The 14,930-nt window shown below is 35.6% G+C and carries 17 protein-coding genes; 4 read left to right on the top strand and 13 right to left on the bottom strand.

Features of this window, described 5'->3' with window-relative positions:
* Position 1: 1 nt before the first annotated feature.
* The 10 genes from KYG33_RS12505 to pdxA form a co-directional block, all read right to left on the bottom strand.
* On the bottom strand, positions 2 to 988 hold the full coding sequence (locus tag KYG33_RS12505; RefSeq protein WP_077418803.1) for a hypothetical protein: 987 nt from the start codon (positions 986 to 988) through the stop codon (positions 2 to 4).
* 4 nt (positions 989 to 992) lie between these two features.
* The gene (locus KYG33_RS12500) at positions 993 to 1,739 is read right to left on the bottom strand and encodes a glycosyltransferase family 2 protein (RefSeq protein ID WP_257468768.1); all 747 of its coding nucleotides are present in this window, start codon (positions 1,737 to 1,739) and stop codon (positions 993 to 995) included.
* A gap of 55 nt (positions 1,740 to 1,794) precedes the next feature.
* The gene (locus KYG33_RS12495; RefSeq protein WP_180564700.1) at positions 1,795 to 2,559 is read right to left on the bottom strand and encodes a polysaccharide deacetylase family protein; all 765 of its coding nucleotides are present in this window, start codon (positions 2,557 to 2,559) and stop codon (positions 1,795 to 1,797) included.
* Between the two features lies 1 nt (position 2,560).
* Positions 2,561 to 3,343, bottom strand: coding sequence for a glycosyltransferase family 2 protein (locus KYG33_RS12490; protein WP_180564699.1), 783 nt, complete (start codon positions 3,341 to 3,343; stop codon positions 2,561 to 2,563).
* Complete coding sequence (gene rocD, locus KYG33_RS12485; RefSeq protein WP_180564698.1) at positions 3,344 to 4,591, bottom strand: ornithine--oxo-acid transaminase; 1,248 nt, start codon at positions 4,589 to 4,591, stop codon at positions 3,344 to 3,346.
* A 317-nt stretch (positions 4,592 to 4,908) separates the two neighbouring features.
* On the bottom strand, positions 4,909 to 6,264 hold the full coding sequence (gene accC / locus KYG33_RS12480) for an acetyl-CoA carboxylase biotin carboxylase subunit (protein WP_047385963.1): 1,356 nt from the start codon (positions 6,262 to 6,264) through the stop codon (positions 4,909 to 4,911).
* A gap of 91 nt (positions 6,265 to 6,355) precedes the next feature.
* Positions 6,356 to 6,832: an acetyl-CoA carboxylase biotin carboxyl carrier protein gene (gene accB / locus KYG33_RS12475; RefSeq protein WP_077418808.1), complete on the bottom strand. Its 477-nt coding sequence runs from the start codon at positions 6,830 to 6,832 to the stop codon at positions 6,356 to 6,358.
* Positions 6,833 to 6,959: 127 nt separating this feature from the next.
* On the bottom strand, positions 6,960 to 7,163 hold the full coding sequence (gene rpmF, locus KYG33_RS12470; protein WP_002976251.1) for a 50S ribosomal protein L32: 204 nt from the start codon (positions 7,161 to 7,163) through the stop codon (positions 6,960 to 6,962).
* Positions 7,164 to 7,230: 67 nt separating this feature from the next.
* Positions 7,231 to 7,761, bottom strand: coding sequence for a YceD family protein (locus KYG33_RS12465; RefSeq protein ID WP_219071837.1), 531 nt, complete (start codon positions 7,759 to 7,761; stop codon positions 7,231 to 7,233).
* Between the two features lie 84 nt (positions 7,762 to 7,845).
* On the bottom strand, positions 7,846 to 8,937 hold the full coding sequence (gene pdxA / locus KYG33_RS12460; protein ID WP_077418810.1) for a 4-hydroxythreonine-4-phosphate dehydrogenase PdxA: 1,092 nt from the start codon (positions 8,935 to 8,937) through the stop codon (positions 7,846 to 7,848).
* A gap of 48 nt (positions 8,938 to 8,985) precedes the next feature.
* Between pdxA and KYG33_RS12455 the strand changes: the two genes are divergently transcribed.
* Genes KYG33_RS12455 through KYG33_RS12445 form a run of 3 tightly spaced genes read left to right on the top strand, consistent with a single transcriptional unit; the run spans position 8,986 to position 11,718 of the window.
* Positions 8,986 to 9,570, top strand: coding sequence for a riboflavin synthase (locus KYG33_RS12455; protein ID WP_077418811.1), 585 nt, complete (start codon positions 8,986 to 8,988; stop codon positions 9,568 to 9,570).
* Between the two features lies 1 nt (position 9,571).
* Positions 9,572 to 11,026 carry a sensor histidine kinase gene (locus KYG33_RS12450; protein WP_077418812.1) on the top strand — a complete coding sequence of 485 codons (1,455 nt, stop codon included), beginning with the start codon at positions 9,572 to 9,574 and terminating at the stop codon, positions 11,024 to 11,026.
* Positions 11,026 to 11,718, top strand: coding sequence for a tRNA1(Val) (adenine(37)-N6)-methyltransferase (locus tag KYG33_RS12445; protein WP_219071836.1), 693 nt, complete (start codon positions 11,026 to 11,028; stop codon positions 11,716 to 11,718). The genes KYG33_RS12450 and KYG33_RS12445 overlap by 1 nt, the downstream gene beginning before the upstream one ends.
* Positions 11,719 to 11,791: 73 nt before the next feature.
* Here the strand turns inward: KYG33_RS12445 and KYG33_RS12440 are convergent, their stop codons facing one another.
* Together KYG33_RS12440 and rpmH are read right to left on the bottom strand one after the other, a co-directional pair.
* Entirely contained in the window at positions 11,792 to 12,502 is a 711-nt protein-coding gene (locus tag KYG33_RS12440; protein ID WP_077418814.1) for a cell division ATP-binding protein FtsE, read from the bottom strand.
* Between the two features lie 153 nt (positions 12,503 to 12,655).
* Entirely contained in the window at positions 12,656 to 12,814 is a 159-nt protein-coding gene (rpmH, locus tag KYG33_RS12435) for a 50S ribosomal protein L34 (RefSeq protein ID WP_034701860.1), read from the bottom strand.
* A gap of 236 nt (positions 12,815 to 13,050) precedes the next feature.
* Between rpmH and KYG33_RS12430 the strand changes: the two genes are divergently transcribed.
* Positions 13,051 to 14,055: a DHH family phosphoesterase gene (locus tag KYG33_RS12430; RefSeq protein ID WP_077418815.1), complete on the top strand. Its 1,005-nt coding sequence runs from the start codon at positions 13,051 to 13,053 to the stop codon at positions 14,053 to 14,055.
* A gap of 50 nt (positions 14,056 to 14,105) precedes the next feature.
* Here the strand turns inward: KYG33_RS12430 and KYG33_RS12425 are convergent, their stop codons facing one another.
* Entirely contained in the window at positions 14,106 to 14,912 is an 807-nt protein-coding gene (locus KYG33_RS12425) for a patatin-like phospholipase family protein (protein WP_180564695.1), read from the bottom strand.
* Between the last annotated feature and the right edge of the window lie 18 nt (positions 14,913 to 14,930).

Here is a 14,930-nt window from a genome sequence, read left to right as displayed (position 1 = left end):
GCTAGTTTTTAGTATCAAGTTCAAAAACTTTGTTTACCCAACTATCCAAAGTATATCTGTGATAGATTTCCTCAGGAATTTTTTCGTAAGGTGTTTCAAAAAAAGATTTGTCAAGATTACTAATATTTTTGTTTAAAATCAAAATATTATTGGGATTGTAAAAATCATAGGTTTTAATGGCTTCATTATCAGTAATGATTTTCTTCTCCAGAGACATCGCTTCAAAAACTCTGAAACTAAGCCCATATTGACCTTCACGCATCAGGTCAAGCAACACTTTTGAATTTTTATAATACTTAGGAAGATCATTATGAGGAATCTTTTTGATGCTGAAAATCAGAAAGAGGTTTTTAGGTACCGTCATGAAAATATTCGTCAGCTGATGTTTCCATGATTTTTTCCCGATAATCATAATCTGGAATTTCAGACCCTGCTCAATCAACTTTTTAGCCAGTAATTTTATCAGCGAAACCCTTCTGTTATCATAAGAGGTGATATAGAAAAGATCCATTTCAGGCTGCTGGATTTCTTTTGCGCAGTGGGGCAGATAAATATAATTCGTTAGTTTTTCAAATCCATGCTTTTTAACATCTATATAGTCAAAGGAAAATACTTTGTCAAAAAGGTAGAGTTTGTCTTCTACAGGAACTCTTTCAAGGTTGTCATAAAGATAGGTAACGAGGCGGTCTGTATATTTTCGGATTTTTTCAAGGGTTGAAAGATCAAATGTATCAGGGTTCATCACTAATATCTGATCCTGATGTCCTAATTTTTCCAAGGCATCCAGAACATATTTCTGTCTTTTTTCAGTCTTAAGATTTTTGTTTAAAAAGGTTTTGCTTAAAGCATTTACAGCTCTTTCATTGAAATTGGAATGAGTAACGGTACTGATCTTTATATGATGGGCATCAATACCCCGTTTGCATAATGTTTCAACAATATACTTATCATAATCCCAAAAATCATAACTAATGATACAAATCTTCATTCAACTAATTTTGCTCTTTTTTTAATGATTCATAGGTTTTGAAAACGCTTAAAGATTGCAGGTAAGATAACTGATACCCTTCTTTTCCGTCTAAAATACCTAATCTCATTATGTAGGCTTTAAAGAATTTAAAAGCTGTTTTAAGATATTGCGCTAAAACATTGTACTTTTTCCCTTTTGCAGCCAGTTCTTTCCCCTTTAAAACTCCGTAATGAATCATTTTTTTTCTATAAGATTCATAATCTGAAACGGAGTAATGTAGTAATTTATTTTTTAAAATCCCAATGGTTCCGTTGACTTCCAGAGTTTCGTGTACCTTTTTCCCTGCCATGTATCTGGCCTTCGATTTTCTGAAAAGCCTGAAATTTTTATCAGACTGTGTTCCTGAAAAATGAATCGGTTTCTGAGCAAAAAAGAATTTCCTGTAAAAATAATAGGCATCTTTTTGCCCGGGTTTATTCAGCTCACCTATAATTTCCTGCTTCAGGGCTGGTGTAAGCCTTTCATCACCGTCCAAAAATAGAACCCAGTCATTTTTTGCAGAATCCAGAGCCAAATTTCTTTGCTTTGTAAAGTCTTCAAATGTATTTTGAACCACTTTTACATTAGGGAATTTCTTTGCAATTTCTACAGTTTTATCCGTGCTAAATGAGTCTATCACTACTATTTCATTACAGAAATCAAAAGACTCAAGGACAGCCTGTATATTTTTTTCTTCATTATATGTTATGATTAAACCACTTATATTCATCACAACGATTTGTTTGATAGAGGAGTACATCAAAATACTCCTTTAAAATTGTTTTTTAAAATAGTTTTAATCTTCCAAAGATAAGTTTTAATTTGAACTTTATGATCGAATCTTTGCCTTTTATATCAACTCTACACAGTTCGTATGGGTGCTGTGTTGGGTAGTAATTAACTCTATTTCCAATTCTTACTGCAAAATCAATTCCTATTTTTTTCAAAATAGAAAAAAAAGCAGATTTTTCCTCTTTTTGATTAGGATATTTTCCATAAGGGTACGCTAAAACCTTTGAATACGGTATCTTTTGGGCATCGAGAATTTGCATATTCTTTTCTAGATCTTTTTCTATAAGATCTAAAGACATGTTTTTCAGATTTTCATGGGCATGGCTGTGAAGAGCAATCTCAAAATATTTTTTATCCAGACTTCTGATCTCATCAAAGGTCATCATCGGATAATTTTGATATCCTTTTTCGATAAATCCTGTGGGAATAAAAATGGTTGCTTTGAGATTATATTTTTCCAGTAAAGATGGCAGATATTCAAAATTGTTTCTGTAACCGTCATCAAAGGTGATAACAATATTTTTTTTCGCAGAAACACTGAGTTCTGAAAAAAACTTTGAAGTATATTTTTTATGGCTTAGATATGAAAACTGTTGTTCAAGGTTTTCTAAACTTACCGTAAGGTCTTCATGACTTTCTTTTTCAACCTGATGGTACATGAGGATGATCAGTCTGTTGTGTGGGAAGGTAAAGAGATACAGACGAAAATATATGACGATAAATACCGCCAACAAAACAGGAATAAGATAAAAGATCATGCTATTTTACCGTGTTTTTTTCAATTTCCAGTAGTCTTACTTTTTCGCGCAATTTAATATATTTCAAAAAGGTGTAATAGGACATTGTTTTGGCAATATAATATCCAGGGAATCCGTCCAGAAACCCCAATTTGAAAATAAATACCTTGATAAATTCAAAAACAGGACTTACAATGATTTTAAATCTATTGATTTTTTTTCCTCTTTCAAACATTTTCTCCGCCATCATATCGGAATATTTATTGATTTTTGAGACATGATGGTGAATACTTTTGTAAGTATAATGATTCAGCCTTCCGTCCAATAACCCCACTTTTTCATAGGTAATCAAAAATTCATGAACCTTGTCATGTGAATACGCGGCATATTCTTTTTTGAAAAGCCTTTCACGGCATACATTTCCCCAACCACCGTGTTTGATCAGGTGGGGGCCTAGATGATTATTAAATCTGGCCTTATACACATTGAATTCTGTACTTGCTGAAGAAACGATTCTCTGTATGGATCTTTTCAGATTTTCATCAGGAACTTCATCAGCATCCAGAAACAGAACCCATTCATGAGAACATAAATTAAGGGCATGGTTTTTTTGTTCACCATACCCGTTAAATTTTTTCTCAAAGAATTGTACCTGTTGATATTTTTGAGTGCAGATTTCTTTTGTCTTATCTGTTGAAAAGCTATCGACAATGATAATCTCATCAGCTATATCTACTAATGAATCTAAAAGTCTTACGATGTTTTCTTCTTCATTATAAGTGATGATTGCAAGGGAAAGAGCCATTTATTTATACTCGAGAATAGTCTTTTCAATAATCTTTACACAATCTAGTAATTGCTCTTCAGTAATTACCAATGGTGGTGCCAATCTGATGATATTACCATGGGTAGGCTTTGCCAGTAATCCGTTTTCTTTTAGTTGCAGGCAAAGGTTCCATGCAGTAGAACTGTCAGGGGTGTCGTTGATCAGGATAGCATTTAAAAGTCCTTTTCCTCTTACTTTGGTAATAAGATCTGACTTTTCGATCAATTTTTCAATTTCAGATCTGAACAGTTGGCCAAGTTCTTCAGCTCTTTCAGACAATTTTTCATCTGCTACTACATCCAATGCTGCTACGGCTACCGCACAGGCAATCGGGTTTCCTCCGAATGTAGAACCATGTTGTCCGGGCTTAATGACATTCATGATGCTGTCATTTGCTAAAACAGCGGATACTGGGTACATTCCTCCGGAAAGTGCTTTTCCTAAAATTAAGATATCCGGCTGTACATCCTCGTGATGGCATGCAATCAGTTTTCCTGTTCTTGCGATACCCGTCTGAACTTCATCTGCAATGAAAAGAACGTTGTATTTTTTACATAGTTCAGAAGCATTTTTAAGGAAGTTGTCATCCGGAACATATACTCCAGCTTCTCCCTGAATAGGTTCTACAAGGAATGCAGCAATATTATCTGCTTCTCTGCTCAAAACTTCTTCTAAGGCGGCAATATCATTGTAAGGAATTTTGATAAATCCTGGTGTAAAAGGTCCGTAGTTCTGGTTAGCATCCGGATCATTAGAGAAAGAAACGATAGTTGTCGTTCTTCCGTGGAAATTATTTTCGCAAACGATTATTTTTGCTGCGTTTTCCGAAATCCCTTTTACTTCATAACTCCATTTTCTTGCTAGCTTTACTGCGGTTTCCACAGCTTCAGCTCCGGAATTCATTGGTAAAACTTTATCAAATCCGAAAAGAGTCGTGATTTTTTGTTCGTATTCTCCCAATTTAGAGTTGTAGAATGCTCTTGATGTTAGAGCCAGTTTTTTTGCCTGCTCTACCAATGCTTCTACAATTTTAGGGTGAGAATGCCCCTGGTTCACAGCAGAATATGCTGAAAGAAAATCATAATACCTTTTGCCTTCTACATCCCAAACGAAAACACCTTCTCCACGATCCAGAACTACTGGAAGCGGGTGATAATTGTGTGCTCCATGTTTGTCTTCAAGGTCAATAAAATACTGTGAGTTTTTTGTTTGTTCTGCTGTTGACATATATTTTGGTTTTCAACAAATTTACACAATATTAATGATATGCCTGAACAAATACCTTGTGTCGTATGGAGGTCTAATTAAAGTAGATTTTAAGGCAAAATAATGAGGTGTCAAAAATATTTTCTTTGTCAACAGGTTGTTTTAGGTTTTATATCTTTCTTATGGCAGAATTTTATTTTTATTAAATTTTCATTAAATAATTAACGATAGATTACTTTTAATTGTTTTTATGATATGTAATCTGAGATACTGTATGATGGGTGGAAAAAAAAACTGCCTCTTTTTGAGGCAGTTTCATTATATATTTTAAAATAATCTTAGTGATTATCATATTTTCTATCCATTACAAAATCTTCCATGAATTTTGTCGTATAGTTTCCTGCAAGATAATCTTCATTATCCATTAGTTGTCTGTGGAAAGGAATAGTTGTTTTTACTCCTTCAATATAGAATTCCTCAAGAGCACGTCTCATTTTTGCAATAGCTTCTTCACGGGTTTGAGCCGTTGTGATAAGCTTAGCAATCATAGAGTCATAGTTGGAAGGAATGCTGTATCCGGAATATACGTGAGTATCTACTCTGATTCCGTGTCCGCCAGGGATGTTTAATCCTGTGATTTTTCCTGGAGATGGTCTGAAATCTGCGTAAGGATCTTCTGCGTTGATTCTACACTCAATTGAATGTAATTTAGGGTAATAATTGATTCCTGAAATAGGAGTTCCCGCAGCAAGAAGAATCTGTTCTCTGATCAGGTCATAATCAATTACCTGTTCAGTAATAGGGTGCTCTACCTGGATTCTTGTATTCATTTCCATGAAATAGAAATTTCTATGCTTGTCTACAAGGAATTCGATAGTTCCTACACCTTCGTACCCAATGAATTCAGCAGCTTTTACGGCAGCATCACCCATTTTCTCACGAAGTTCATCTGTCATGAAAGGAGAAGGAGTTTCTTCAGTTAATTTCTGATTTCTTCTCTGTACAGAACAGTCTCTTTCAGAAAGGTGGCATGCTTTACCGAATTGGTCACCGGCAACCTGAATTTCGATGTGTCTAGGCTCTTCAATCAGTTTTTCCATATACATCCCTCCGTTTCCGAAGGCAGCTACAGCTTCCTGAATGGCAGACTCCCAGTGATCTTTAAGGTCTTCAGCTTTCCAAACAGCTCTCATTCCTTTTCCACCACCACCAGCAGTTGCTTTGATCATTACCGGGTATCCTGTTTCTTCAGCCACTTTTACAGCGTGTTCGTAAGATTCTATCAATCCGTCAGAACCTGGTACACATGGTACACCTGCAGCTTTCATGGTAGCCTTAGCATTAGCTTTGTCTCCCATTTTTTCAATCTGCTCAGGAGAAGCACCAATAAATTTGATGCCGTTCTTTTGACAGATTCTTGAGAAGTTAGCATTTTCAGATAAGAATCCATACCCTGGGTGAATAGCGTCAGCATTGGTAATTTCCGCAGCTGCAATAATGTTAGGGATTTTAAGATAGGAGTCTTTACTCATTGCAGGGCCAATACATACCGCTTCATCAGCAAATCTTACGTGAAGACTGTCTTTATCAGCAGTAGAGTATACCGCAACGGTTTTTATCCCCATTTCTTTACAAGTACGTAAAATACGCATTGCAATTTCGCCACGATTGGCTATTAATATTTTTTTGAACATCTCCGAAATTTTAAATTATAAATTTTGAATTTTAAATTATTTTAAATGAAAAAGATTCATCTAAAATTTATAATCTTTAATCTAAAATTCCTTAAGATGGATCTACTAAGAATAAAGGTTGGTCATATTCTACAGGAGTAGCATCGTCAACTAAGATTTTAACGATTTTTCCGCTGATTTCAGATTCAATCTGGTTGAATAGCTTCATTGCTTCAATAACGCAAACTACTTTACCAACAGAAACTTCGTCACCTACATTTACAAATACATCTTTATCAGGAGATGGTTTTCTATAGAAAGTACCAATCATAGGAGACTTGATTGTTACATACTTGCTGTCATCAGATGCAGCTTCAGCTTTCTCAGCAGCAGCAGGAGTTGCAACAGGTGCCGGAGCCGCTACAGCTTGTGGCGCAGTGTGATATACTGCAGGCTGTGCATATACAGCGTCGCTTCCAGCTAATGGAGTTTTAATAGTGATTTCGAAATCTTTAGTCTTGTATTTTACTTCTGAAACTTCAGCTTTAGATACAAACTTAATAAGATTTTGTATGTCTTTAATGTCCATAAATTTGATATTTGATTTTGGGTCAAAGATACCAAAAAAACGTAAAAAACAACAAAAAACCGCCAAATTTTATCAAAATTGGGCGGTTTTTGTATTAAAACGAGGCTTTTTCAATGAAAAGCAACTCTTAGTTTTCTTCAGTAGCAGCTACTTCTTTTTCCAATACTACTTTACCTCTGTAGTAAAGTTTTCCTTCATGCCAGTGAGCTCTGTGGTATAGGTGAAGCTCTCCTGTTGTTGCATCTTTAGCTAATTGAGGAACTACAGCTTTGTAGTGAGTTCTTCTCTTATCTCTTCTTGTCGACGACTGTCTTCTCTTTGGATGTGCCATTTTCTAATAACTTTTTTAATTGATGAGCGATGAGATTCATCATCTCATCATATTTAAATTATTCTATTTAATTATTCTCTCTTAACTTTCTTAAAGCATCCCATCTGGGATCGCTTTCATGTTCTTCCTCTTCTGTTTCCTCAATATCTTTCGGACTGAACTGGTCAAGAATTTTAAGATCTTCATTGCTTACATTCGGTGAAATCTTTTTCATCGGGATAGAAAGCATTACATTTTCATAAATCAAATGTGCTACGTTGAAAGCATGCTCTGCGGTAGGAATGGTAATAACATCTTCATTGCTGTCATCATATTCTTCCCCGAAATTCACCAAAATCTTGATTTCATTTTCAATAGGATAGTCAAAATCTTCGTTTGTAATATCACAAACCAATTCAACCAATCCATTAATTTTAATCTCAAATTCTAAAAAAGTAGTGTGTTTATCAAGTGATACATTCACTTCTATTCTAGGATTTGTAAATTCCTGCTCAGTGTCAAATAATTGAAAGAACGTTTTATCTATCTCAAACTTGAACCCGTGTTTTCCGTTTTTTAGTCCGGAAAAGCTTACGTCATAGTTTCTTAACTTGTCCATAAAATGAGTGTGCAAAAATATGCATTTTTTTTATAATAACAAATAAAATTTAAAACAAATTAATTTAAAATTTGTTTTAAAGATTTATCCTTCAGTTTCATCCGGTAGATCCTCGTCTATTCCATTGTCTACAACCATTTTTCTAGGCTGCATGCGGTCGTTCATAAGTTCGCTGTATTCACTTCTGTTCTTGAAAATTTTAATAGCTGTAAATATTGCTTCCGTAAAACTCTGCTCATCAGCAATATTTTTTCCTGCAATGTCATAAGCTACGCCGTGATCCGGAGAAGTTCTGATAAAAGGAAGTCCTGCTGTATAGTTCACACCTTCTTCATATGCTAAGGTTTTGAAAGGAGCTAATCCCTGATCATGATACATTGCTAAAACCGCATCGAAATTTTTATATTTGCTTGGCTGGAAGAAGCTGTCTGCCGGGAAAGGGCCAAATGCCAATGTTCCGTTGTCCGAAAGTTCTTTGATTGCCGGGCTGATGATTTCAATTTCTTCATTTCCAATAACACCACCATCTCCGGCATGAGGATTTAATCCCAATACGGCAATTTTAGGCTTTTGGATACAAAAATCTTCTATAAGGGTTTGGTTCAGAACTCTGATCTGTTTCTTTATTTTTTCCTTGGAAATATTTTCAGCGACCTGTGCAATTGGAATATGGTGTGTGGATACAGCTACTTTAAGATCTTCAGTTACAAGGAACATTAATCCCTTTTTGCTGAATTTCTCTTCAAAATATCCTGTATGTCCGGCATGTTTAAAGCCCATTTTCACCATTTCATCTTTGTTGATAGGAGCAGTTACCAAAACATCAATCTCTCCTTTTATCAAAGCTTCAGTAGCTGCTTCCAAAGAATCAATAGCCATTTTGGTGGACTCTTCCGTGGGAACTCCCAGTTCTACATTAACGTTTTCCTTCGTCAGGTTAAGCATATTAAGTTTCCCTGCCTGAGCCTGCGAAGCCTCATTAATATAGTTGAAATTAAGATTCAGCTTAAAAATATTTTTCTGATAAGTGAATAATTTTCCCGAACCAAAAATTACAGGAGTGAAAAAATCCGTAATGGTTTTGTCTTTCAGAGACTTCATAATGATCTCCGGGCCTATGCCGTTGAAATCACCGATTGAAATTCCTACTCGTACTTTATGGTTTTTTGGGCTCATTTTGATTATCTTTGAAGATTATAATTTACAAATTTAGCAAAAAATAATATGTTCACAGGAATTATTGAAGCAGTTGGTGTTATTGAGAAGATTGAAGAAAAAGGAAGCAATATAGATTTTACCTTGACATGCCCCTTTACAAACGAATTAAAAATAGACCAGAGTCTTGCACACAACGGCTGTTGCCTTACAGTTGTTGAAATAAAAGACAATCAATATGTGGTAACCGCAATCAACGAAACACTGGAAAAAACCAATCTTGGAAAATGGGAATTGGGAACCGTTGTGAATCTGGAGCGCTGTATGAAGATGGACGGAAGACTGGATGGACATATCGTTCAGGGACACGTTGATAAAACCGGTGAAGTTGTGGGTATTGAAAATAAGGACGGAAGCTATTTTATTACCATGAAATATGATCAAGACGGAAGTTTTGTAACGGTACCTCAGGGGTCAATCACGGTAAATGGAATCAGTCTTACAGTTGCAAAAAGTGAAGATGCTCAGTTTTCTGTAGCCATTATTCCTTATACATGGGAATTTACCAATATGAAACATTTGAAAATTGGTGATAAAGTAAACCTGGAATTTGATATCATTGGTAAGTATATTGCTAGGTTAATTAAAAAGTAGAATGTCGATTAATAAGTATAAAGGATATAGCTTAAGGAACCGTGTGTTTTTCGGTTTCCTGCTGGTATGTTTTTTAAGTGTTGTAGCTACGTCGCTTGTCCCTTATTTTGTACTGAGAAATCACTCTCTGCAGCAAAGTAATATCGATATGCAGGATAAGACGAATGCTGTAATGAGATATCTGGACTACGCGGTAAGCCAGACACTTATTGAAACAAAAGATCTTCCGGAAGTTTTGGGAAATAAAATTTTCGAAATAGCGGATATCAATCAGCATGACATTTTTATTTACGATCTGAAAGGAAACTATTTACTTTCCAATAAAGATGAAGCTTTAGTTGAGCAGAAAACGATTCCTATCGAAATCATCAACAAGATTCTGTCTACTGATGCAAGAGTAGATATGATCAATTATGATGCTGCTAAAGATGCTAAGCTTACTTCTTCATATCTTTTGTTGAAAAATAATGAGCTGGAACCGATCGGAATTGTCTATATTCCTTTATATCATAATGAATCTGCTTACCTGGAGGTTCTTCATCAATATGTAAAATATATTCTTTTAGTCGATATATTTCTTATTCTGTTTAGTATCTGGATTAGCTGGGTGACGTCCAACAGTCTTGCGAAAACAATTACGAAATTCTCTGATATGATTACCCGTATTACATTATTTGAAAATGAAATGCGCCCTATCAGATATTATAAAAATGATGAGCTTAATGCTTTGGCAAGAGCTTATAACAGAATGATTCTGCAGATTCAGGACCAGAAAGAAAGACTTAGATTCAAAGCCTCTGAAGAAGCCTGGAGGGAAATGGCCAAGCAGGTTGCTCATGAGGTGAAAAACCCGTTGACACCGATGAAATTGACCATTCAGAATTTTGAAAGAAAATTTGATCCGGAAGATCCGAATATCAGAGAAAGGGTAAAACAGATGAGTAAAACAATTGTGGATCAGATAGATCTGATTGCAACGGTAGCTTCTGCCTTTTCAGAATTTGCGAAACTCCCAGAAAAAAATAATGAGGTTATCAATCTGAATACCGAGGTTGAAGATATTCTCCGTGTCTTCAATGACGACAGTATCTTTATGCATGCCAATAAGACCAATATTATGATCAATATGGATAGAATTTATCTTTCCAGGATTATAACCAATCTTGTTACCAATGCAAAACAGGCAGAAAGTGATGAAAGAAAACTGATCATCAATGTAGATGTGGAGCAGCATCAGAGAAGGGTAATTATTTCTGTTCAGGATAACGGAATAGGAATTCCTGAAAGTATGTACGAAAGAATCTTTGAACCTAATTTTACATCTAAAAGCAGTGGAATGGGGCTGGGGCTATCTATGGTAAGAAAGATGATTGAAGATTATAAAGGAGAAATCTCGGTGAAATCCGAAGTAGGAAAGGGTTCTACATTCATTATTACACTGCCTACCAATTTATAGTGAAACCTTTTACATTTAAGCAATTTAAAATTGAACAGTCTAAAGACGTCTTCCGTGTAGGAACAGACGGTGTTCTGCTTGGTGCTTTAGCGGATGTTCACGGCGCTTCCAGTGTTTTGGAAGTCGGGACGGGAACAGGGCTGATCTCCTTAATGCTGGCGCAAAGAAATCCACAGGCTTATTTTCTTGGACTGGATATTAACGAAGATGCAGCAGCGCTTACTAAGCTTAATTTTGAAAATGCACCCTTTCATGCAAGGCTAAAAAACAGGCATCAGGATTTTAAAACTTTCGAGACAGAAGAACAGTTTGATCTTGTTGTTTCCAATCCTCCATATTTTGAAGAATCAGGATCAGAAAAAGACAAGATTGCACGCCAGACTGTAGAATTAAACTTCAGACAGTTAATTGCCAATTCGGCGCAATTATTATCTGAGAACGGGATTTTTTCCGTAATTATTCCTGTTGAAGCCGGAGAAATTTTTATTTCAATAGGTAAAGAAAATCATCTGTTTTTACACAGAAGGATTAATATCAAAGGAATTGAAAATTCAAAAGCTAAAAGGTTGATTCTGGAGTTTTCATTACGAGAGAAAGAAATCAATGAATCTGACTTTATTATAGAAAAAAGTCCGAGGCAATACTCGGACCAATATCTTGAACTCACCAAAGAGTTTCATGTTTTTAAATAAAGAGCTGGAAAATTAGAGTAGTTCATACAGGAATTCTATAGTCTGAATCTCTTAATTTCTAAATTTTCAATTCTTACTCAAACAATTCTGCTGTATCCAGTACGGATACTTTTCCATCTTCACATCTGATAGCTTCACCAGGGAAGTTTTGAATCATGTGGTAATCGTGTGTTGCCATTACTACGGCAGCGCCATTTTCAAGGGCAACCTGCTTCAATAGTGTCATAATTTCGTTGGAAGTTTCAGGATCCAGGTTTCCTGTAGGCTCATCCGCCAAGATAAGATCTGGATGGTTAAGAAGAGCTCTTGCGATGGCAATACGCTGCTGTTCACCTCCGGAAAGCTCGTGTGGCATTTTGTGCTTTTTGCTTTTCATGTTCACGCTTCCCAAAACCTCATTGATGCGGTCTTCTATTTTTACTTTATCATTCCAGCCTGTTGCTTCAAGAACAAATTTTAAGTTTTTTTCAACCGTTCTGTCAGACAGTAACTGGAAATCCTGGAATACAATTCCTAATTTTCTTCTTAGGTTAGGGATATCAGAAGGTTTTAGCTTTGCCAGGTCAAATCCTACAACAGTTCCGTGTCCTGAAGCCAATGGAATGTGTCCGTAAAGCGTTTTCAGAAGGGAACTTTTTCCGGAACCTGTTTTTCCGATAAGATAGCAGAATCTACCTTTTTTAATGTTAAGATTTACATCAGAAAGTACAGTGAAGTTTTTTTGCGCAATCTTTGCGCTTTGTAAACTTATAATATTGTCTCCGGAGATATTTGTATGTGGCATAATTTAATTTTAAAGACTGTTTCTAACAAAAATATTTCAACTTTTAAAAATAGAAAAAGATGTTGATCTAGCCTAAATTTTAGTAAATTTTAACAACAAAAAATGCCTGAAAAGGAACTTCTCAAGCATGTTTTGTATATGATAATAAAAAGATTATCTCTTAGCGCGTGCAGCACTTACAGTTAAACTCTTTCTGCCTTTAGCTCTTCTCGCAGCCAAAACTCTTCTTCCATTTGGCGTAGACATTCTTTCTCTGAAACCGTGTTTGTTTCTCTTTTTTCTTTCTGATGGCTGGAATGTTCTTTTACTCATTACTATATGTTTAAATCGTAATTAATCTATTAATTTTCAGGTTGCAAAGATATATAAATTTTTATAAGTTACAAACTTTAATTATTATTTTTTTTAAATTAAATGCAATGTTTTTTTATTGAAGAATGGCAAACCCCTGATAAGAATACCATTTCTCTGTGCAAAAATAATATTTAAATGATTTATATAAAAGCTCTATCTTTGAAAACTTTAATTTTAACGAAAATAAACACCAGATGTTTACACCAGCAGAACTTTTAGATATCAATACATTACTTACTCAAGAGAGCAAAATAGTTATCCTTACCCATTACAACCCGGATGGAGATGCTATTGGTTCAAGTTTGGGATTGAAGCACTATCTGAAAGCAAAAGGAATTCATGCTGAAGTTATTGTACCTAATGATTTTCCTAAATTTCTGAAATGGATGCCGGAGTCTAAAAAAGTTATTATTGCAGAATATAAAAGAAAGCTGGCATCTGATATGATTGCAGGAGCAGATGTTATTTTCTGTCTGGATTTTAATTCTCCATCACGAATTGGATTATTAGGAGATTGGCTGGTGAAAGCTCAGGGGAAGAAAATTCTTATTGACCACCACCAGCAGCCGGAAAAATTTGATTTTGTTTATTCTGATACCGTAATTCCGGCAACTTCACAGATGATCTATCATTTCATTGAAGCAATGAATGATGAGAAACTGGTGAATCAGGATATGGCAGAATGCCTTTATACCGGAATTATGACCGATACAGGAGGGTTCCGTTTTCGTTCTACCAGTGCTACGACACACAGAATTATTGCTAACCTGATTGAAAATGGTGCAGATCCGGCGATGATCACATCCAATACCTGGGATACCAATACCGTTTCCCGTCTGCATTTGCTTGCTTTGGTTCTGGGGAGAATAGAAGTGGTGAATGATGGAACGGTAGCAGTTTTAAGCCTTACACGAAACGAATTAAAAGAATTGGGCTTCCAGAAAGGAGATACGGAAGGTTTTGTAAACTATGGTTTAAGCATTGGAGGCGTAAAAATGTCTGCATTTTTCATGGAAGATCTGTATGAGGATTTTGTTAAAATTTCGTTCAGAAGTAAAGATGATGTGGATGTAAACCAATTCTCAAGAAAATATTTCAATGGAGGCGGACACATCAATGCCGCCGGAGGAAAGTCTTTGGAGTCTTTATCCGGAACTATAGAAACCTTCAAAAATAAAGTAAAAGAGGAAGGCCTGTAACAGGCAAAAAGAAAGTCCCTGATCTGATAAACTTCCGGAACTTTTCAAACTCACAAAACTTTACGAAATCCTTTCTCTTCAAGTTCCTGACAGGTATATTCATACACCTGCTGAAACATTTCATCCATATATCGTTTGTTGAAAAGGCTGTATTTCGTCATCTTAGGCGGATCTAAAAAAATATTACAGTATTTTGCCTTAGAATACACAGATTTTGCAATGGCTAAGTGAAGGATTCTGTCAAATTCTTTCATCAGACTCATTTTGTTTAATTGATCGTAGCTGATGGAGTTCACATGGGATGCAATAAGGAAGTTGCATTTATCCATGATAGGTTCAATGGGAAGATTATCCAGAACACCGCCATCTACATAAATTTTTTCCCCTATCCTTACCGGAGGAAGAATAAAAGGAACACTGGAAGAAGCCAGTAATGGACCGAAAAGTTCTCCTTCAGAGAAAAAGTCCACAATACCATGGGTCATCTCTGTCGCAGCAACATATATAGGGATTCTTAAAATGTTGAAATTGTCTTCCGGTAAATAATCTTTAAGCAGTTTTAGAATAAAATTGGAGCTGAAAATTCCGTTTTTTGATAATTTTAAAGCTGATCGGGAAAAAAAAGAGGTCTGACGTACAATTTCCATCATCTCATCCGGTGTTTTTCCAAAAGAATAAAAAGCACCAATAATAGAACCTGCGCTGGTTCCGGAGATAATGTGCGGTTTCAGATTATATTCTTCAAGAGCTTTCAGTACGGCAATATGGGCAATCCCACGCATTCCTCCGCCTGAAAGTGTAAGCCCGATAACCGGTGGTGCCGGTGGTTTCTTTTTTTTGAATGAAAATAAAGCCATTGACAAAATTATCCTCTA

Source organism: Chryseobacterium sp. D764 (genome assembly GCF_019317325.1).
GTDB lineage: Bacteria > Bacteroidota > Bacteroidia > Flavobacteriales > Weeksellaceae > Chryseobacterium.
Note: the sequence above shows the minus strand (reverse complement) of the source record. Positions and strands in the feature narration are given on the sequence as shown.